Origin of the sequence: Alteromonas sp. 07-89-2 (genome assembly GCF_013113925.1) — a bacterium.
In the GTDB taxonomy this organism is placed as follows: domain Bacteria; phylum Pseudomonadota; class Gammaproteobacteria; order Enterobacterales; family Alteromonadaceae; genus Alteromonas; species Alteromonas macleodii.
Window position 1 is genome coordinate 237,912 of record NZ_VTYM01000003.1, and the last position, 19,159, is coordinate 257,070.

Here is a 19,159-nt window from a genome sequence, read left to right on the forward strand (position 1 = left end):
CCGGGTTCATAATTACCATTTACTTTTATTAAGTTTTTCCGTTAACGTAAACGTTGGATAAAATTCGGACAATAATAACGATGAAACGATTTTTTAAATGGATTGGTACTGGTTTACTGGTAATTGTATTGGCAGGCGGTACTTTTGCTGCGCACGAGTGGTATGCGGATAAACCTTTTTACTTTAATAACCTACTTAACCGAGAAATGGTGAAAGTAGCTTTTGATAGTCCTGAAACCTTAACCTCTCTCGGTTTTTTAGAATCAATGGGCATTAAAGGCCACAACGCCGAGCTTGATGACGTTAGCCAAGAAAAAAATGAAGCCTTGTTTGTAAAAGCTCATGATATACGAGAAAAAGTTTTAGCGTATGACGACGAAGATTTAAACGACGATGAGAAGCTTTCAAAAGAAATCACGCTGTACTTGCTTGATTATCTCATTAGTAACGAGCCGTTTCAGTATCACAGCTACCCAGTAAACCAGCTTTTCGGTGTACAAAACGGGTTTCCAAGCTTTATGGAAGGTCAGCATCAGATTAATGATGCTACCGACGTAGAGAACTATTTAAGCCGTTTGCGTGCCGTAGACGAGAAATTCGCGCAAGTACTTGAAGGGCTTAAGCTTCGTGAAGAAAAAGGCATTATCCCTCCGCGCTTCGTGATAGACCGCGTACTAGATGAAATGAATGGCTTTATATCTTCGCCAATAGAAGAGAATATTCTTTACAGCTCACTGAAAGAAAAGATGTCTAAGGCTGAAGAAATCTCTGCGGAACAGCAAGACGCATTTTTAGCTGAAGCTCAAACAGTCATAGGTGATGACGTTGACCGCGCCTACCAGCTATTTATAGATTACTTCACCACGCTTCAAGCCAAAGCTGGCAATGACCACGGCTACTGGCATTTACCTGACGGCGACAAAGTGTACGCCAATGCGCTGCGTTTTTTCACTACCACCGACCTGACTGCCGATGAAATTCACAACCTAGGCTTAAAAGAGGTAGCAAGAATTCAGGGCGAAATGTTGACTATTCTTGCTGGTGAAGGCTACGACATAACTCAGGGCTTCTCTAGCGCGATGGACGCGTTAGCCGCCGACCCTTCTCACTATTACGAAGACAGTGATGAAGGCCGCGAGCAAATTCTAAAAGATTACCAAACCATACTTGATGAGATTGATGCAGGTATAAGTGATGTATTTAGAATTCGCCCTGAGGCCGGCATGGAAGTGGTACGTATTCCGGAGTTTAAAGAGAAAACCGCGCCAGGCGCCTACTACCAGCAGCCCGCTATTGATGGCTCTCGCCCGGGGCGATTTTATGCCAACCTATATGATATTAAAGCGACGCCTAAGTACAGCATGCGCACATTGGCCTATCACGAAGGCATCCCAGGCCACCATTTCCAGGTAGCCTTAGCGATGGAACTTGAAGGCATGCCCTTTATTCGCAAAATGTCGCCTTTTACTGCCTACACCGAGGGCTGGGCTTTGTATTCAGAATACCTGGCATGGGAGATGGGTTTTCAAGATAAACCTTTAGATAACTTGGGTCGCCTTCAAGCTGAACTATTCAGAGCAGTACGCTTAGTGGTAGATACGGGTATTCACGATAAACGTTGGACCCGTGAAGAGGCAATTGACTATATGGTACGCAACACAGGTATGGCGCTTAGCGACGTTACATCTGAAATTGAGCGCTATATTGTTATGCCGGGTCAGGCCACCTCTTACAAAGTGGGCATGATTAAGATTTTAGAAATTCGTGAGAAAGCGAAACAAGAATTAGGCGATAAGTTCGACTTACGCGATTTCCATGACGTGGTACTTAAAAACGGTGCCGTGCCACTTGCCATTCTTGAAGAATTGGTGGACGAGTATATTGCAGAAAAACAGGGCGCATAGCCCTGTAACGCTCTAGATTTGTCTCACAAACAAAAAAGGCGCTGCTCTATGAGCAGCGCCTTTCTTTTAAGCGTTAAGCTTGGGGGATGATTACATCATGCCGAGCGAACTATCACGCAGACCTTATTCCTATTGACTTTCATATACTTATGACCACAATGCTGTCTACATTTCTGGATACATTGAGGTTGTAGTGAGCAATAAATCCGACACAGTACATCTTAAGCTTCGCGGTAACATATGGTGGTATCAAAGACGAGTTCCTAAACACCTCAAGGAATATTACCCAGACCAAACGTCTATACAAGTTAGCCTAGAAACGGGAGATATTAGGGAAGCCCGCCGCAAACGCGCGGTTATCAATGGTGAAATAGAATCGAAGCAACTTAATAGAACTACGACCACCGATGGGCAGCGCTTCAGAGAGCTCGTGAAAGAAATGGAGCGCAGCAGTAAGCTTCACCCACATAGCTGGGATGAATGGGTAGACCCTGAAAAGCTTCGTGCTCAAAAGAGAAGCCTTGAGCTTGAAGCCTACATGACAGTGAATGGAAAACGTGACTTCAGTACTAAATATCGCTTCAGACTATCAGAAGCTTTTTCAATGTGGAAAGAAGACTGGGGTAAAGATAAAACTGAGGATACGCTTCAAAAGGTCGAAAAAGCAGTTCACGACTTCAATAAATTCTGCTTTAAAAAATTCGACTGGGTAGATATGGCTGATATAGCGATTGAAGACGTTACAAAGAAGATGGTCTATCAATATATTAAGCACTTAGAATTTTCTTTTAAAAAAGCAACCGTTCAAGCCAAAGTGAGCAGACTCAAAATGGTATGGGAGTTTGCCGAGACTATGGAAGAAGTTACAGGCATGAACCCGTTTGTAGGGCATAAGTACTCTTCTGCAGACGAGCACCAAACCGAAAAAAGAGAACCATTCACATCAAGCGAGATGCAAAAAATTGTAGACTACAAGTGGGAAAAGCCTATTTACAGTCTGCTGGTCGAACTAGGTATATATACAGGCTGTCGCATAAGTGAGCTTTGCAACCTAAAGAAAAAACACGTTGTTGTTGAAAACGAAATTGTTGCTATCAACATAGAAAAAGGGAAAACAAAAGCAGCCACACGAACAGTACCCCTACCAGACGAAATGGGAAAGAAGCTTCTACGCCGAATTGAAGACATAAGTGAAGATGACTTAATTATCGGAGTTGAAGCTAAAACTGCCTCTCGAACTTTCTCTCGCTTCAAGACACAACACGTTACCGATAACAACTTAAAAGGCTTTCACTCGTTCAGACATATGTATATAACTGCAATGGAAAGAGCGGGCATCGAAGAGAATGTTACCGCTCAGATTGTTGGGCATGAGCGAGGCAAAACAATGTCTTACGGGTACTACTCGAAAGGCCATGAGCTAACTCAGTTAAAACGCGCGGTGAATAAAGCATTGGTTTATATGAGTTAGCTATAGAACTACGGCGGCGAGATAAGAATGAGGTTCTCCTAAAGAGGTTAGCTAGCCCTAATAGCAGAAGTTAATATTACTGGCTCACACTCATTTTAAGTGTCACAAAAGCTGCCTTTAACCAACCAAGTTGAATGACAAGAATGAACTCTCGTATTGGCTCGAAAAAACATGATGCTGACTACTATAAGGCTTTGCTCAATTGTTGTGTTGAAGCTTTACGACTTTTACGTTTTTTAGCATAGTAACCAAGGTATCTGCTTCCGCGAGATTTTCAATGCTTGAAACTACTGGCTCTGATTTAAAGAAAGGCTTTGTAAGCTCACCTGATTGCCCTTTTAGTTTCAAATAGAACTTTTGACTTTCCTCAATAGCAGATGTTTGAAATGATGTTGTGCCTATCAAAAACCAATTCGTCAAATCGTCCTGAGAGCCATCTTCTCTTACGGGAGGCGGCACTCTTCGAGTTACCATTTGCAAAAACTGAATTAACCGTAAAATCTCCGTAGAACTATCTATATAGTCCATTAATTCAGTATATAACTCTACTGGTAAAAATGAGGCCGAGTGGGACAGGTGCTCTATGATAATATTTTGGTTTTGCTTTAAAAAATCATAGTCGTACGTTTGAATGTTATCGCCTCGATAGTAATAGTCTCCATTCTGCTTCCTAAGTACTTGGTGAATTGATTCTTCTAAAGATTCAAACATTAGCATTTGAAGAGTTACTACACGCTCATGCAACTTATTTTTTACAGGAATTAATTGTTTGTTTTTCTTTCTTTGGAATAGATTTTCTACAAGGAGATAAATTATTGCGACTTCTAATAGAATGCCGGCAAACTCGACTTTGTATCCACTCCAAAAATCTTTTGTGTATTCTGACAGGAAAAGAGTAACAATTAAGACTATGAGTGCGTACACTGCGCGAAAACCAATCAAATCGCTAAGCTGTTTCATTGAACAAGATTCCCTTCTTAATATTTCAAAAGCAGACCACAGAATACTCAACTTAAAAATCAAATGTAAGAGTATGTCTAAATAGAAAACTATTTTTAGTGAAAAATTTAAACGCCCAAATTAAACAACTTGAAGTCCCGTTTCCCCCCCGTAGGGGGCTATACGCCACAAATCATTATTAAAACCAATTCTCCAGTCAACTCAATCCACCAGCGTTCAACGCAATGAGACAGCACACACTCAGTAGTGTCATCTAGCGCCAGTCAATTATATCCTCAAGCAGCCAAGCTAACCTTATAGCCTCGCAAGCGCTCCTGTAACTAACTCTCACTACGACCAAAAGCACTGTAACAATAGGGTATATCCATAGCAGTACACTTGGTTGGTACACTTTCGATAAGTTATTCGTATGGTTTTAAGTTGACTTTTAATTATTGGTACGGTTAGCATTTAAACGTCTTAGATATAAAACCACACACTTAAGGGAAGCAGTAGCATGAGCCAGAACATTGGATACATTCGCGTTAGTACAGTAGACCAGAACACAGCAAGACAGCTTGAAGGGCTAACGCTGGACAAGGTATACACTGATAAATGTTCAGGTAAGGACAAGAACAGGCCACAGCTAACGATTATGCTCGAACACTTGAGAGCTGGTGACACTGTTCACGTACACGACATATCACGTATGGCTAGAAACGTAGGTGACTTACTAGAGCTGGTGGAGTCGCTCAAAGCCAAGGGCGTTACATTGAAGTTCTACAAAGAGAACATGACCTTCACAGCCGATGCGAATGACGCAATGCAAGACCTAATGCTCACTATGCTTGGCGGTATCTATCAGTTTGAACGCTCTATGATGTTAGAAAGACAGCGTGAAGGTATCGCCATAGCGAAGAAGGAAGGCAAGTACAAAGGCAGACCGCAAAGCGTTGACCGTGAACGTGTGAATCAGTTGCTAGATGAAGGTGTGAGTATTCGTAAGATAGCAACACAACTCAATATTTCACCTTCAACTGTTCAAGCTGTGAAGAAAGAGAGAGCTACAAGCTAACCTTAAGCACTATCATCTGTTTAGTTTCTAGTTAAGTGTTCATTCACCTCTATGAAACCTGTAAACATCAATGTTGAGGTAAACCAAGTATTTCGATCTGTGCTTCTCTCTGAGCCTAGCAGTCAGATAGATGGTACAACCTGACCTCAAGCGCCTTTAGGTTTCTCACAGATCCATACAGGCGCTCTCATGACCACACTTCACGCCTAATAAACATAGCTGGCATAGGCTTCATTAACATTTTTACAGAATGTAGTCGTGTAAAAAGTGGCTATGCACTACAACTTCATTTTTTACTGTTGTTGCCACTGTCCGACATATACAAAGAAAAAGACGAACTACGAGAGCCCAACTATTCGCAGGATATAACAGAGCATCAAAGCTCAGTCATTGATTTTGTAGCGCTGGGTTGAGGTTCAACAAAGGCAGGTGGCAGGTCTAATGAACCCAAAACCAGCTCTAAAGTAGACTTATGGTTTGCTTTACAGCACCTCACTACATACGCACATCTCATGGATATTGGTTAACCTTAAAGCCTCTGACTTCACTACGATTGCGACTGTCCGACATAGGCAAAGAAAAAACTAAACGATACAAACGGCTGAATTGAGCCGCCTCTACAGCTTTAACTCGAATAGTTCGAGAGACGTTAACTACGACCAACATATGACTGTCCGACATAAGAGGGAAAGAAGAAAACAATAAGAACTATAAGCTAAGCTCTAAGCTATACATACCCACTCCTCCCTACATAAACATATGAGATGATTGTTAGTAAACTAGCCCCTGACTTTTCAAGACGTACGACTATCCGACCTTAGAAGGAAGAGAGTGTCAGAACTATAGGCTGGGCTCTAGGCTAGACTTATCTACTCCCTCTACATATACACATTAGACGATTGTTAATTAGTACACTTAGCTCCTGACTTCTCAAGACGTACGGCTGTCCAACCTTTGAAGGAAGGGAGAGCAATAAGAATTATAAGCTGGGCTCTAAGCTAGACTTATCTATTCCCTCTACATATACACATTAGATGGTTGTTAGTTAGTACACCTAGCCCTTTTTACAGTTCACTCCTTTATGTAACTAGGGCTATTTGTTTGCTCAGTAGTTAGTGGTTGTACCTAACTCACATTACAACTAACCATTTATGTATTCACTACCTAAGACAGACTTATAACCACTCACAACTTTTTTGTAAGTGTTCGCGTGTAAGTCCCTGTCTAGCGTTTTCCTAAAACTCTAAAAGCCTAACCATCAGCAGCTTTACGCCTCCAGCGTACGGCTACTGTTTTTCAAAAAATCTAAAGAGGTAACACCATGCCATACAAAACACTTAACACACAGAATTTAAGCGTGAAGCTATCGAACAAGGCGCTTCAACTTCTACGTGAACGTCAAGCAAAACGACAAGCAACATCAGATAAAAAGCTCAGTGCTAACAAGCTCATTAATGAGTGCGTAGAGCAGTACTTGACCCATTCTTACTAACCATAAACAACAAGACTAAATAACCAAAAAAGGAACACCAATGACTAACCAAGAATCTACTATCACCGTACGCCATATCTACACCGATGGCGCAGCTCCAGACAATCAAAACGGCTGCACATTGGGAGGTATTGGCATAGCTGTGCTAAGCCCTACTAACGAACTTATAAGTGAGCTTAGTGAGGCCGTTTTACCCAAAGCAAACGATACGACAACGAATGTACGGTGTGAAATGATTGCTGTAATTAAAGCGCTCGAATTAGCAGAGCCCAAAGATATCATTCACACAGATAACAAAATGATTGCTGATGGCTATAACCAGTGGCTCGATGGGTGGAAAGCAAAAGGCTGGCGCACAGCTAACAAAAAGCCTGTAGCAAACCAAGACCTATGGAGATGTATCGACAATCTGAAGCTAGAAAAGCCCACGGTCAGCATCAAATGGGTAAGAGGTCACAACGGTGTCTACGGCAATGAACTAGCTGACAGTCTAGCGACCGCAGCAGCGTCTTAATCAAAAAACACCATTTAGCAAACTAATATAAAGATAACCAACGGAGAATATTGAATATGAAACATCTTACTATTAACCCAACAATCGCAAATAACAAAGATATCTTAGCTGTAATTGATGCATATCATCGCTCAGGAACTCGCGCCACCATCACCAACTATCTAACTTCTGACGAGGACCTTTGCCCTATGGTTAAAGCTTACTTGAAAGGAAAATTTGGAGTGGATGAAGGCGGAGTTTTTGATATTCAGATGGCCTTTGGTGAAGAAGTCTTTGATATTCTCGACAAAAGAGTAGAGCAAGTTCTTGGGCGACAAGACTCTTTGACTTGGGAGTTCACTGCTTGGGTTACTGGGGCATACGGGGAGATGACTCGGCAAATGCGTGAAGCATACTTAGCCGCTTTCGAGGGGAATATGGCACTCGTAGACAAAGCCATAGAGTCTTACATGAAGTCAGATATTGCCAAACAGTACTCCTAGAGTGTTTTGTGCGACTTTATGCGAGGCGTTTTTTATCTAGATTAATTATATAACCCCATAATATTCAAGCTGCTTTAGATTGCGGGAGGCCGTCCCATCCTAAACTAATTAAAGCCTAATTCATCTTTAGATGCATCGTTCTGTATTGCAACGTTTTCAATTGTAAGAATAGGCTTAACTGAGAAACCAGATGGCATAGACAGAAGGTACATTTTAATTGAGCCATCTTTTTCCCACTCGATTCGAGGCGAATTTGACAAAGGCTTGTTTTCCCCGAAGTAGGTCTTAAGGCTACTAAATAGCTCTACGACATCACTGCCCTCAAAACTAATACCAATAGCATGAAGTTTTCCTGTCGAGTCGAATGTAAAAGTAACTTCAGAGTCTCTTCGGTTTATTTTGAGGACAGGCTTAGAGTGAGGGACTACGTAATTAAGGATACCGACGTATTTCTTTATCTCACCTTCGGGGTGAACTTCACGAACTTGCTTTATGTCCGCCCCCCATTTAACTCCGAAAGCACCATCAGCAAACAGTTCTGATATCTTTCCTGCAAAGGCAGATGAATGAGCGAGCATCAACAGAGCTATAAGCATTCCCTTGTACATATATTTCTCCATAAGCATGTGGACTGTTGTCCGCCACGCATGACTAGTAGGTAGCTATTTATTACTGCAATAATGCTTTCCAATATACAGCTCAACGTGGATAAAACCATAGCCTTAATGAACAAAAATAGTTTAGCATGCCGCTATGCAGAAGCTGATTATTACTTTTACATTGCTTACTGTATTTTATTTTCAAACTTAATAGGGAATTTAACTAATGAAAAAAGTAACCTTCATAATTGTTGCGCTGTTTCTGTCTGGTTGCGCTGCTACGCAAGGCCAAGGTGGTTTGTTCGGACCTGGCGAATTTACAATTACTCAAGCAGATAATCGATTTGAAGAGTCTAAAAATATCACTTACTACTCCTCAAACAATCGTATTTCAACAAAGTCGGTTGCTGGCGGTACTCATATAGATGGCAAAGGAGTATTTTTAAACCCTGTAGCGGTTCGCTCTTCTGACAATTCATCACTGATTAGTGTTTTATTCGATATATATAATATGACGCAGTTTGACACCGCTTACGGTGGACCAAATCGTTTAGGAATATTGAGTAAAGTTTCTTTCGTAGTCGATGGCCAAAGTCCAATAGTGAAAGAAGTCGAGGGGCCAAATAGTGACTGGGCAGATGTACCTTACTACAACTCAGTAAGCCGTTCTGCATCGAGTGAAATCATTGAGTCTGGTGCAATATTTCTTACAAAATCTGAGTATGAAAAAATCATGAATGCTTCCAGTTTAGCCGTGAAAGTATCAGGCAGTGAGCGCTCAGTTATTTATGAACCTTCTGATATTACTCCAGACTTTATGGCCAACTTAAAGACTTTTTACGTGGCGCATATTAAATAGATAAAGCCGCTACAGTACTGATAATGTAAGCTTTTTGGGCGGCGACCTAGCTGTAACTTTTACAGGTTTTTAAAGGTCGGCCGCTTAACTTATGCATTTGTCGAATATATTAGTTCGAGAGCTTAAGATAAAAAGAAACACTGATAGTTTAACTTACAAATGAACCAGCAAATTTTTAGTTTAGAAACCTTTTACAGTTTCTGCTGTTCCAGTTCTCTTCACGTTGCGTGTTTCTATCGTTCCCTGTCGCAAGCATCTGTTCTTTTCTAAAATCCCTTCCTGCAAACTCGTACTTTTCGGCGTCCAAAGCTGACAGATGTGAAACTTCCTTTTTCCACTCCTCCATGAATTCATTAAACACAGCAAAGCCTTTTACAAATGATGCATCAAGGCACACTGCCATATTCATTCTATCTGCATTTTGCGCTGTCGCATTAGTTGATATTGCCGCTAGTAATGAGACTAACATTGCATACTTCATCTTTACTTCCATTTATTACATTGAGAAAAAAAGGCGCTGAGTCTAAACCCAACGCCTTTCTTGAAGCTTCTTTTCGTCCTACATCACTGTCTACATTTGCGTATACTTAACTGTATACATTAAACATAAGCCATTGATTTTAAAGGACTATAAGAGACAGCAATTGATTACATCATGCCGCCCATTCCGCCCATGCCGCCCATATCAGGCATTGCTGGTGCGTCTTCTTTAGGTAGTTCAGCTACCATTGCTTCAGTTGTGATCATTAGTGAAGCAATTGAAGATGCGAACTGTAGTGCAGAGCGCGTTACTTTAGTTGGGTCAAGGATACCCATCTCTAGCATGTCGCCGTAAGTGTCGTTACCTGCGTTGTAACCGTAGTTACCTTCGCCGTTCTTCACTTCGTTAACTACTACTGATGCTTCTGCACCTGAGTTGATAGAGATTTGACGTAGAGGCGCTTCCATTGCACGTAGTGCAAGCTTAATACCTACTGTTTGGTCGTCGTTGTCGCCAGTAAGGTCAGCAAGTTTAGCTGCTGCGCGAACTAGTGCTACACCACCACCAGGTACCACACCTTCTTCAACCGCTGCGCGAGTTGCGTGTAGTGCATCTTCTACGCGGTCTTTCTTCTCTTTCATTTCAACTTCAGTTGCTGCACCAACTTTAATTACTGCAACACCGCCTGAAAGCTTAGCTAGACGCTCTTGAAGCTTCTCTTTGTCGTAGTCTGACGTAGAGTCTTCAATTTGACCTTTGATTTGAGCACAACGGCCTTCAATCGCTTCTTGGTCGCCGTTACCGTCAACAACTGTTGTGTTGTCTTTGTTGATAACTACGCGCTTAGCAGTACCTAGGTCTTCAAGCTGCACTTTTTCAAGGTCTAGACCAATCTCTTCAGAGATTACTGTACCGCCAGTTAGGATAGCGATGTCTTGAAGCATTGCTTTACGACGGTCACCAAAACCTGGTGCTTTAACCGCTGCAACTTTAACAATACCGCGCATGTTGTTAACTACTAGTGTAGCAAGCGCTTCGCCTTCAACATCTTCAGCGATGATCATTAGCGGCTTACCAGCTTTCGCTACGCCTTCAAGGGTAGGAAGTAGTTCGCGGATGTTAGAAATCTTCTTGTCAACCAATAGGATGAACGGGTTGTCTAGTTCAACAGTACCGTTTTCTTGGTTGTTGATGAAGTATGGAGAAAGGTAACCGCGGTCGAACTGCATACCTTCAACAACGTCTAGTTCGTTTTGAAGTGCCTGACCTTCTTCTACAGTGATAACACCTTCTTTACCTACTTTTTCCATTGCTTGAGCAATGATATCGCCAACTTCTGCATCAGAGTTTGCAGAGATAGTACCTACTTGAGCAATAGACTTGCTGTCTGCACAGTCAGTAGAAAGGGCTTTAAGCTCTTCAACTGCTGCCGCTACCGCTTTGTCGATACCGCGCTTAAGATCCATTGGGTTCATACCCGCTGCAACGCTCTTAAGACCTTCAGTTACGATTGCTTGCGCAAGTACAGTAGCAGTAGTAGTACCGTCACCCGCTTCGTCGTTCGCTTTAGACGCTACTTCTTTTACCATCTGCGCGCCCATGTTCTCGAACTTGTCTTCAAGTTCGATTTCTTTCGCTACAGACACACCATCTTTAGTGATAGTCGGTGCACCGAAAGACTTGTCTAGAACAACGTTACGGCCTTTTGGACCTAGTGTTACTTTAACTGCGTTAGCTAGTGTGTTTACGCCTTTTAGCATTTTGCTGCGAGCGTCATCACCAAAACGTACTTCTTTAGCTGCCATGATTAAATTCCTCTAAAAATTCGTTTTAACGTTAGTTGTAATTACTCAACAATCGCTAGAATGTCGCTTTCGCTTAGGATAAGTACTTCTTCACCATCCAGCTTTTCTGTTTTAACGCCGTAACCGTCGTTGAAAATAACGGTGTCGCCTACTTTAACGTCTAGCGCTTTAACTTCGCCGTTCTCAAGAATGCGACCGTTACCTACTGCGATTACTTCGCCGCGTGTAGATTTTTCTGCTGCAGAACCAGTCAGAACGATACCGCCTGCAGATTTGCTTTCTTGCTCTGCGCGCTTAAGGATTACGCGGTCGTGTAAAGGACGAATTGCCATTTTCAAGTCTCCTGAAAATTCCACTATTCAAATGAATGTAATTATCGACATTCAGACTATCTAAACGTCGCGTGTTTAAGGTTGCTCATTACTGAGCTGTTAAAATCGTTTCTGCACGGATAGATGGGGTAGTACCCAGATAACTTCAAGGGTTTTTAGGCAAAAAAATGTAAAAAAATTGGTTTTTTCGCTAAATACTTCTTTTTATTGGGCAAGTAAACGCCGTTTATCGCGGTAAACGGCGCTCATAACCCGACGGAGAGGGCGTTGGGGCTCGCTATTTTAAGCGCTTATCTGGGTCGTTAGTGGTGTGATCGGTGTACTCACCTTCAAACACATCACCATCACTATTGGACGAGTTAGAGCGATCACCGAAAGGACTTTGCCCAAACGGTGTCTGACCCTGTCCGAAGCCTGCAGTTCCCGGCCCCATACCCGGAGCGACAACACGCATTTTCATGTGCTTACTGACCTGAGCAGCAAAGAAGTGACGAGAGCCTGGCATTGCCAATAAGAAGCCGAAAATATCGGTAATAAAGCCTGGCGTCACAAGTAAAATACCCGCAACCACCAGCATCAAGCCTTCAACTAGTTCTTTTCCTGGCACTTCATTTCGCTGCATTTTTTCTTGTGCAGTTTGCAGTGTACTCACGCCTTCGCGTTTAACAAAGTAAGCACCAATAAAGGCAGAAAGAAGTACCAAGCCAACGGTATTCCAACCACCGATCACGCTGCCCACATTTATCAGCAACGCAATCTCTAAAATAGGTAATAGGGCAAACAGTATAAATAAAACCCGCAAAATGCTTCCTCTTTCATGTATTCATAACCTGTTATAGGGTCTTTGTACGTAATAACAAGAAAAGGTGCCCACCCTTTCGCTTAAATAGCCACTTAAAGCGACCGATAACGACCGTGATATACTTTCGCTGTGAAAGAATAGTGCGACTTTTCAGGTCAATTACATATCGACCCATTAGCAAAGTAACAGGCGCGAAATAAAGTAGGAAAAGTTTATGACAATAAAGCTTGTATTATGTACCACGCCAGATGAAAAGACAGCGCAATTAATTGCCAGTACGCTTGTTGAAGATAAGCTTGCTGCTTGCGTTAACATTATTAAAGGTATTGAGTCTGTGTATGAGTGGCAGGGAAAAATAGAAACCGACACCGAATGTCAGTTACTCATTAAAACAAATACACAATACGTTTTGCAGGCGTTTGATAAGGTAAGTGAACTTCACCCCTATGACGTACCAGAATGGTTAGAACTTAACGCTGAAGCCAGCAGCGCTTATGGGCATTGGCTACAAAACACACTGCAGCGCTAACTGAACCCGTATTTTCTTAACAAGAATAACTAAGACGTAAAAATAGATTAAAATGAATGACAACCTTATGACTACCCTTTTGCCTTCGCCTTGCCTATCGTTGGCTTCGCTGTTTCGTCGCTTTATTGCGTCCGTATTGTCAGTGCTTTGTTTGATGTCGCTGTTAGTTACGTTTGCGTTCGCACAAGTGCCAAGTGCTTTTGACGACCCATTTGCAAATGAGCCCCAATTTCTCGATGTTGACCAAGCGTTTGCTTTTGACTTTAGTCAAAAAGATAACGTTCTTACTTTAAATTTCGACATTGCCGACGGCTACTACTTATACCTTAAACAGTTTAAGTTTGTGGCGAAACAAGCCGAAATTGGCGAGCCTGAGTACCCAAATGGGGTAATGATTGAAGATGAGTTCTTTGGTGAGTCTGAAGTATTTTACAACGGCGTATCTATTACTTTGCCCATAGAATCAGCACTCAGTGACGGCGTAGTAAAAATTCGCTATCAAGGCTGCGCTGACGCAGGGCTTTGCTACCCGCCCACAGTAAAAGTGGTGTATTTAAATGAAGTCGGAAGCAATAGTGCAGTAAACGCAGATGCGACAGCAGAATCAAATGGCGCGTCTACCTCGTCGTCTTCACAAAGCGAGCAGTTCGATTTAGCGCAAAGGCTGATCGATAAAGATAACCTTGCTCTTACTCTAGCTCTATTTTTTGCCCTAGGCGTAGGCCTCGCCTTTACGCCTTGCGTGTTTCCTATGTACCCCATTGTGTCGGGCATTGTGATTGGTCAGGGCAAATCTAAAACCGCATCGCATTCATTCTGGCTAACCTTTGTTTATGTACAAGGCATGGCGATTACTTACTCGCTGCTTGGACTAGTGGTTGCGGTAGCCGGAGCGCAGTTTCAGGCTGCGCTGCAACACCCTGTGGTGCTGGGCGTATTCATTGTGCTATTTGTAGCACTTGCCGTTGCCCTGTTTGGTGGCTTTGAAATTCAGCTGCCAGCAAAGTATCAAGAAAAGCTCACTCACATGAGTAACAACCAAACGCCCGGCAGTTTCGCAGGTGTGTTTGTTATGGGTGTACTGTCTGGCCTTATCGCTTCGCCCTGTACTACTGCCCCGCTCACCGGCATATTGCTATTTATTGCCCAAACTGGCGACATGACTCTGGGCTTTATCTCTCTTTACCTGTTAAGTATTGGTATGGGCGTTCCACTTATCCTGTTCGGCATGACAGGCGGAAAACTGCTACCTAAAGCAGGTAACTGGATGAATGTGGTTAAAGTCACCTTCGGATTTATGATGCTTGCCGTGGCCATTGTGTTTATTGAGCGTCTATACAACAGCCCTGCTACTGGCTTCTTATGGGCATTGCTTGGCTTTGGTTTATTCGGTTATTACTGGGTACTCAATCGCGCCAGCAAAAACTCGCTCATGAAGCTTGTGCGTGCTGTTTTAGTTGCGATAGGCATTATGGGAAGTGCTGGCCTTACTTATCAAGCAGGGCTAAACACAGGGCTTTGGGGCGAGGACTCTGATGGTGTCCACGCAGGGCATCCAGACTTTGTTGTTGCGCGAGACTTGGCAGACTTACGTAATAAAATAGCGGCGGCTAACACAAAAGGTAAAACCGTGATGGTCGATTTGTACGCCGACTGGTGCGTAGCCTGTAAGGAGTTCGAGAAGTACACGTTCCCTGACGAGAAAGTGGTATCTGCGCTTAGCAATACGGTATGGATGCAAATGGACCTTACCGATAACACACCAGAGCGTCAGGAGATTTTCGACACCTTTACGGTGCTAGGCTTGCCGACTATTTTGTTCTTTGACAAAAACGGCGACGAGCTAACCAAAGCCCGTGTCACCGGGTTTATGAAAGCAGACGCCTTTGCCGGTCACGTAAACGAATGGCTTAACGATGGGTCTAACACCAGTAACGTCCAAAATAATGGCTCCAACTAAGGAGCCTAAATCCGCGGCATTTCTCCCCCTAACATGGCGAGCGTCTCAAGGCTCGGCCATCTTAGTTTCGAGTTGGAACCAGTCACTAATGAGAAGGTTAGCGTGTTTGCTAACCTTCTTTGCTATTTCCTTTTCTTTTTCTCTTTCAGTGGCAGCAAAAACATCAGGCTGCTTTGATAACAAACGCTTTTGCTTTGAGCTTACCCCTTCGTCTTCTTCACTTTATCTGGTGACAGTGCAAAGAAAAGTGGCACTGCCTGTGGCCCTGACGTTGTATTCAGATACGCTGTTTCAAATACCAACGGGCGAAGATGCGTTACAGTCAAAAGCGCACGTCAATGCGTTTTTAAGTACTGATGAGGCAATACCGCTTGGTGTAGTAAAAGACACCCACGCATTTTGGCAATCAATGCGTGTGAAATGGACGGTAGGGCGCATAGATGCTTCGCACGATAACGCTTACGCCTATCTATCACCCCTACAACCTGCTGGTGAATACCGCATTGTTCAGGGCTTCAATGGAAGCTATAGCCACTCAGGGGCGTCACGGTATGCGTTGGATTTTGCCGCCCCTGTTGGCACACCGGTTCTTGCGGCGCGCGATGGCGTAGTGATAGATACCAAAGATGACGGTAACCAAGGCGGTCCCTCTATGCGTTTTGCAAAATACGCTAACTACGTTGTTATTCTTCATAGCGACGGAACCACCGGCGAATACTACCACCTGAAATATAAAGGTGTTGTAGTAACAAGAGGGCAAACTGTAAAGCGCGGGCAGCTTATTGGTTATAGCGGCAACACGGGGTTTTCTTCTTTGCCCCACCTTCACTTTGGTATTTATGTGGCTAAGTTCCATGGTAAATATGTAAGTGTACCTTTTTCTCTCGCCAAGACGTCTGCTGGCAACACACACTGATACCTCTAAAGAACGCAGCATGTGGCGGTTTTATGTAAAAACACACCTCAAACTTTGCGTCGAAAACACCTGATTAGACCAGTATTTTGCTGCGAAATCTTTATCTATCACTATAATCAGCAGTTAACACAGTAAACGAGAAAATTAATTGGCTTTTTTTCGTGCAACTGTCACAAAATTTTGTTGAAATGGCAATAACAGTGACTTTTTCCCGAAGATAGCAGCAAACTAGATGAATATTTTGTTATTGAACGGCCCTAACTTAAATATGTTAGGCCAAAGAGAACCCGACAAATACGGCACGCAAACCTTGCAAGACATCGTTGATGATTTGCAGGCGCAGGCCGCGTCAAGCAACGTGACCTTAACGCATTTTCAGTCAAACGCTGAGTATGAACTGATCGACCGCGTACACGCTGCTATGGGAACTGTTGATGCCATTATTATTAATCCTGCTGCCTTCACGCACACCAGTGTCGCCCTTCGCGATGCGTTATTAAGTGTCAATATCCCGTTTATTGAAGTGCATTTGTCGAACGTTCACGCTCGTGAACCTTTTCGTCATCATTCTTATTTTTCTGATGTTGCAGCTGGCGTCATTGTTGGCCTTGGTGCCATGGGCTACTCGCTCGCGCTTACTGCAGCAATCAATTTACCGAAATCGCAAAAATAAAGCAGAGACAGAACATGGATATTAGAAAGATTAAAAAACTCATCGAACTAGTGGAAGAATCTGGCATTGCCGAGCTAGAGATCACTGAAGGCGAAGAGTCTGTACGCATCCACCGTGGTCCAACGGGTGTTCAAGCGCCAATGAACTACAGCTTTGCAGCACCAGCAGCACCGCAAATGGCACCAGCTCCTGCAGCGGCAGCTACCACTGCGTCTGAAGCGCCAGCTGAGCCAGCACAGCCAGAGGGTCACGTTGTTAAGTCTCCAATGGTCGGTACTTTCTACCGTGCTTCTTCACCAACTGCAAAACCGTTTGCAGAAGTGGGTCAGCAAGTAAAAGTTGGCGACACGCTTTGTATCGTTGAAGCGATGAAGATGATGAACCAAATTGAAGCAGATAAAGCAGGCGTGGTTAAGGCAATCCTGGTTGAAAACCAAGACCCTGTAGAGTTCGACCAGCCAATGTTTATCATTGAATAAGCGAGTGCTTAACTATGCTAGATAAAGTACTTATTGCTAACCGTGGTGAGATTGCCCTGCGTATTTTGAGAGCCTGTAAAGAACTAGGCATCAAAACCGTAGCAGTGCACTCTACTGCGGATAAAAACTTGAAGCACGTGTTGCTGGCTGACGAATCAATTTGTATTGGTAAAGCATCGGCAACCGAAAGCTACCTGAACATTCCTCGCATTATTGCTGCTGCAGAAGTCACTAACTCTATTGCTATTCACCCAGGTTACGGTTTCCTAGCGGAAAACGCTGACTTTGCTGAAGCGGTAGAAAAAAGTGGCTTTATTTTCATTGGCCCTAAAGCTGAAACTATCAACCTTATGGGTGACAAAGTGTCTGCTATCAACGCCATGAAAAAAGCAGGCGTACCGTGTGTACCCGGTTCTGACGGCCCGCTAACTGACGACGTAGAGCGCAACAAAGCCATTGCTAAGCGCATTGGTTACCCAATCATCGTTAAAGCTGCGGGCGGCGGCGGTGGTCGTGGTATGCGCGTAGTACGCAGCGAAGCTGAGTTGATTAAAGCCATTGAAACCACGCAAGCGGAAGCTGGCGCTGCATTTGGCAACTCAACGGTTTACATGGAAAAATTCCTTGAAAACCCACGTCACGTCGAAATTCAGGTATTAGCCGATGGCCAAGGCAACGCTATTCACTTAGGTGAACGTGACTGTTCAATGCAGCGTCGCCACCAAAAAGTGGTTGAAGAAGCGCCTGCACCGGGTATTTCTGAGCAAATGCGCACCAAGATTGGCGATCGCTGCCGCAAAGCCTGTATTGAAATTGGCTACCGCGGAGCAGGTACTTTCGAGTTCCTATATGAAAACGGTGAATTCTATTTCATTGAAATGAATACCCGTATTCAGGTAGAGCACCCTGTATCTGAAATGATCACAGGCGTTGACCTTATTAAAGAGCAGCTGCGCATTGCAGCCGGACAGCCACTATCAATTGATCAGTCGCAAATTCAAATTCGTGGCCACGCTATTGAATGTCGAATTAACGCAGAAGACCCTAAAACCTTTATTCCTAGCCCTGGTCCTATCAATATGTTCCATGCGCCAGGTGGTTTAGGTATTCGCTGGGAGTCGCATATTTACGCGGGCTACCACGTGCCTCCTTACTACGACTCAATGATTGGTAAGCTTATCACCTATGGTGAAAGCCGCGACGAAGCGATTGCTCGTATGCGCCACGCCCTTGAAGAGATTGTAGTTGAAGGTATTAAAACGAATATACCTCTTCAGCGCGCCATTATGGCCGATGAAAACTTCTTTGCGGGTGGAACCAACATCCACTACCTAGAGAAGAAGCTAGGCTTAGCCTAATCCCCCCTTTGGGCTACACGCTGTTTTTTGTGTAGCCCAATTTTCTTTCTTCGCTATTCGCTATTCGCTATTCGCTATTCAGCACATTCTAATTTTCCGATTACTACAATCAATTTTTAACGATTTTCCTATTTAAAAACGGGTTCTATACTGCATACAAGTTTTAAGACTTCTCCCTGAGTTTTAATGCTTTTGTGTGTTTTACCCTCATTGGAGTCCCACTCCACTTATTGCCGGCATCCCTGCCGGCTTTTTTTTGTATTTTTTTCTTAAGCCGTTATTCGTAGCGCTAATTACGTTATTCGTTGCGCTAAGTAATACCAGTCTGCATAGATCATTACCCACTCAGCGAGATTTAAAATGTTCGTAATCGCGGCGTGTTACTGCAGGTATAGTGGTTCTACATCAAGGTGACACAACAAAGAGTACGGACATTTTAAACTCGCCCTTCGGGAAGGTCTGGCAAGCTTCCTAGCTTCATTCTGGGAA

The 19,159-nt window shown here is 43.5% G+C and carries 19 protein-coding genes; 13 read left to right on the top strand and 6 right to left on the bottom strand.

From position 1 onward, the window contains the following. The first annotated feature begins 80 nt into the window (after nucleotides 1-80). Nucleotides 81-1,904 carry a DUF885 family protein gene (locus F0261_RS03815; RefSeq protein ID WP_171337253.1) on the top strand — a complete coding sequence of 608 codons (1,824 nt, stop codon included), beginning with the start codon at nucleotides 81-83 and terminating at the stop codon, nucleotides 1,902-1,904. Nucleotides 1,905-2,097: 193 nt separating this feature from the next. Further along, nucleotides 2,098-3,375, top strand: coding sequence for a tyrosine-type recombinase/integrase (locus tag F0261_RS19855; protein WP_171337254.1), 1,278 nt, complete (start codon nucleotides 2,098-2,100; stop codon nucleotides 3,373-3,375). Nucleotides 3,376-3,573: 198 nt separating this feature from the next. Here F0261_RS19855 and F0261_RS03825 read toward each other — a convergent pair whose 3' ends face one another. After that, a complete protein-coding gene (locus tag F0261_RS03825; RefSeq protein ID WP_171337255.1) occupies nucleotides 3,574-4,335 on the bottom strand; it encodes a hypothetical protein in 762 nt (253 codons plus the stop codon). A 496-nt stretch (nucleotides 4,336-4,831) separates the two neighbouring features. Here F0261_RS03825 and F0261_RS03830 point away from each other — a divergent pair, with 496 nt between their 5' ends. The 4 genes from F0261_RS03830 (at nucleotide 4,832) to F0261_RS03845 (ending at nucleotide 7,877) form a co-directional block, all read left to right on the top strand. Then, nucleotides 4,832-5,389: a recombinase family protein gene (locus F0261_RS03830; RefSeq protein WP_171337256.1), complete on the top strand. Its 558-nt coding sequence runs from the start codon at nucleotides 4,832-4,834 to the stop codon at nucleotides 5,387-5,389. Nucleotides 5,390-6,710: 1,321 nt separating this feature from the next. Further along, nucleotides 6,711-6,881: a hypothetical protein gene (locus F0261_RS03835; RefSeq protein ID WP_171337257.1), complete on the top strand. Its 171-nt coding sequence runs from the start codon at nucleotides 6,711-6,713 to the stop codon at nucleotides 6,879-6,881. Nucleotides 6,882-6,921: 40 nt separating this feature from the next. Further along, nucleotides 6,922-7,395, top strand: coding sequence for an RNase H family protein (locus F0261_RS03840; RefSeq protein WP_171337258.1), 474 nt, complete (start codon nucleotides 6,922-6,924; stop codon nucleotides 7,393-7,395). Nucleotides 7,396-7,451: 56 nt separating this feature from the next. Continuing rightward, nucleotides 7,452-7,877: a hypothetical protein gene (locus F0261_RS03845; protein ID WP_171337259.1), complete on the top strand. Its 426-nt coding sequence runs from the start codon at nucleotides 7,452-7,454 to the stop codon at nucleotides 7,875-7,877. Between the two features lie 104 nt (nucleotides 7,878-7,981). Here the strand turns inward: F0261_RS03845 and F0261_RS03850 are convergent, their stop codons facing one another. Next, nucleotides 7,982-8,485: a hypothetical protein gene (locus tag F0261_RS03850; RefSeq protein WP_171337260.1), complete on the bottom strand. Its 504-nt coding sequence runs from the start codon at nucleotides 8,483-8,485 to the stop codon at nucleotides 7,982-7,984. Between the two features lie 217 nt (nucleotides 8,486-8,702). On the opposite strand from F0261_RS03850, the gene F0261_RS03855 reads away from it, so the two are divergent. Then, on the top strand, nucleotides 8,703-9,335 hold the full coding sequence (locus F0261_RS03855; RefSeq protein WP_171337261.1) for a hypothetical protein: 633 nt from the start codon (nucleotides 8,703-8,705) through the stop codon (nucleotides 9,333-9,335). A 175-nt stretch (nucleotides 9,336-9,510) separates the two neighbouring features. On the opposite strand, the gene F0261_RS03860 is transcribed toward F0261_RS03855, so the two are convergent. From F0261_RS03860 to F0261_RS03875, 4 genes are all read right to left on the bottom strand, one after another. After that, entirely contained in the window at nucleotides 9,511-9,816 is a 306-nt protein-coding gene (locus tag F0261_RS03860; protein WP_171337262.1) for a hypothetical protein, read from the bottom strand. A 167-nt stretch (nucleotides 9,817-9,983) separates the two neighbouring features. After that, nucleotides 9,984-11,621 (bottom strand): chaperonin GroEL, encoded by a 1,638-nt coding sequence (gene groL / locus F0261_RS03865; RefSeq protein WP_014980670.1) that lies wholly within the window; start codon nucleotides 11,619-11,621, stop codon nucleotides 9,984-9,986. 41 nt (nucleotides 11,622-11,662) lie between these two features. After that, nucleotides 11,663-11,953: a co-chaperone GroES gene (locus F0261_RS03870; protein WP_012520088.1), complete on the bottom strand. Its 291-nt coding sequence runs from the start codon at nucleotides 11,951-11,953 to the stop codon at nucleotides 11,663-11,665. Nucleotides 11,954-12,230: 277 nt separating this feature from the next. Next, entirely contained in the window at nucleotides 12,231-12,755 is a 525-nt protein-coding gene (locus tag F0261_RS03875) for an FxsA family protein (protein WP_171337263.1), read from the bottom strand. A gap of 214 nt (nucleotides 12,756-12,969) precedes the next feature. On the opposite strand from F0261_RS03875, the gene cutA reads away from it, so the two are divergent. The 6 genes from cutA (at nucleotide 12,970) to accC (ending at nucleotide 18,670) form a co-directional block, all read left to right on the top strand. Further along, nucleotides 12,970-13,284: a divalent-cation tolerance protein CutA gene (gene cutA / locus F0261_RS03880; RefSeq protein WP_014977752.1), complete on the top strand. Its 315-nt coding sequence runs from the start codon at nucleotides 12,970-12,972 to the stop codon at nucleotides 13,282-13,284. Between the two features lie 67 nt (nucleotides 13,285-13,351). Continuing rightward, the gene (locus F0261_RS03885) at nucleotides 13,352-15,244 is read left to right on the top strand and encodes a protein-disulfide reductase DsbD (RefSeq protein ID WP_171337270.1); all 1,893 of its coding nucleotides are present in this window, start codon (nucleotides 13,352-13,354) and stop codon (nucleotides 15,242-15,244) included. An 88-nt stretch (nucleotides 15,245-15,332) separates the two neighbouring features. Further along, nucleotides 15,333-16,160, top strand: a complete 828-nt coding sequence (locus F0261_RS03890) for a M23 family metallopeptidase (RefSeq protein WP_171337271.1) — start codon at nucleotides 15,333-15,335, stop codon at nucleotides 16,158-16,160. A gap of 232 nt (nucleotides 16,161-16,392) precedes the next feature. Then, nucleotides 16,393-16,833, top strand: coding sequence for a type II 3-dehydroquinate dehydratase (aroQ, locus tag F0261_RS03895; protein WP_039221539.1), 441 nt, complete (start codon nucleotides 16,393-16,395; stop codon nucleotides 16,831-16,833). Between the two features lie 14 nt (nucleotides 16,834-16,847). Beyond that, on the top strand, nucleotides 16,848-17,312 hold the full coding sequence (gene accB / locus F0261_RS03900) for an acetyl-CoA carboxylase biotin carboxyl carrier protein (RefSeq protein ID WP_039221534.1): 465 nt from the start codon (nucleotides 16,848-16,850) through the stop codon (nucleotides 17,310-17,312). A gap of 14 nt (nucleotides 17,313-17,326) precedes the next feature. Continuing rightward, nucleotides 17,327-18,670, top strand: coding sequence for an acetyl-CoA carboxylase biotin carboxylase subunit (gene accC, locus F0261_RS03905; RefSeq protein ID WP_039221532.1), 1,344 nt, complete (start codon nucleotides 17,327-17,329; stop codon nucleotides 18,668-18,670). Nucleotides 18,671-19,159 lie beyond the last annotated feature (489 nt).

What these genes read in the sequence shown, in the direction of transcription:
- accB (WP_039221534.1), top strand. Translation starts at nt 16,848, where the DNA reads ATGGATATTAGAAAGATTAAAAAACTCATCGAACTAGTGGAAGAATCT.
- F0261_RS03870 (WP_012520088.1), bottom strand. Translation starts at nt 11,953, where the DNA reads ATGGCAATTCGTCCTTTACACGACCGCGTAATCCTTAAGCGCGCAGAG.
- groL (WP_014980670.1), bottom strand. Translation starts at nt 11,621, where the DNA reads ATGGCAGCTAAAGAAGTACGTTTTGGTGATGACGCTCGCAGCAAAATG.
- F0261_RS03850 (WP_171337260.1), bottom strand. Translation starts at nt 8,485, where the DNA reads ATGTACAAGGGAATGCTTATAGCTCTGTTGATGCTCGCTCATTCATCT.
- F0261_RS03845 (WP_171337259.1), top strand. Translation starts at nt 7,452, where the DNA reads ATGAAACATCTTACTATTAACCCAACAATCGCAAATAACAAAGATATC.
- F0261_RS03860 (WP_171337262.1), bottom strand. Translation starts at nt 9,816, where the DNA reads ATGAAGTATGCAATGTTAGTCTCATTACTAGCGGCAATATCAACTAAT.
- F0261_RS03885 (WP_171337270.1), top strand. Translation starts at nt 13,352, where the DNA reads ATGACTACCCTTTTGCCTTCGCCTTGCCTATCGTTGGCTTCGCTGTTT.
- F0261_RS03830 (WP_171337256.1), top strand. Translation starts at nt 4,832, where the DNA reads ATGAGCCAGAACATTGGATACATTCGCGTTAGTACAGTAGACCAGAAC.
- accC (WP_039221532.1), top strand. Translation starts at nt 17,327, where the DNA reads ATGCTAGATAAAGTACTTATTGCTAACCGTGGTGAGATTGCCCTGCGT.
- F0261_RS03825 (WP_171337255.1), bottom strand. Translation starts at nt 4,335, where the DNA reads ATGAAACAGCTTAGCGATTTGATTGGTTTTCGCGCAGTGTACGCACTC.
- F0261_RS03835 (WP_171337257.1), top strand. Translation starts at nt 6,711, where the DNA reads ATGCCATACAAAACACTTAACACACAGAATTTAAGCGTGAAGCTATCG.
- cutA (WP_014977752.1), top strand. Translation starts at nt 12,970, where the DNA reads ATGACAATAAAGCTTGTATTATGTACCACGCCAGATGAAAAGACAGCG.
- F0261_RS03890 (WP_171337271.1), top strand. Translation starts at nt 15,333, where the DNA reads ATGAGAAGGTTAGCGTGTTTGCTAACCTTCTTTGCTATTTCCTTTTCT.
- F0261_RS03815 (WP_171337253.1), top strand. Translation starts at nt 81, where the DNA reads ATGAAACGATTTTTTAAATGGATTGGTACTGGTTTACTGGTAATTGTA.
- F0261_RS03855 (WP_171337261.1), top strand. Translation starts at nt 8,703, where the DNA reads ATGAAAAAAGTAACCTTCATAATTGTTGCGCTGTTTCTGTCTGGTTGC.
- F0261_RS03840 (WP_171337258.1), top strand. Translation starts at nt 6,922, where the DNA reads ATGACTAACCAAGAATCTACTATCACCGTACGCCATATCTACACCGAT.
- aroQ (WP_039221539.1), top strand. Translation starts at nt 16,393, where the DNA reads ATGAATATTTTGTTATTGAACGGCCCTAACTTAAATATGTTAGGCCAA.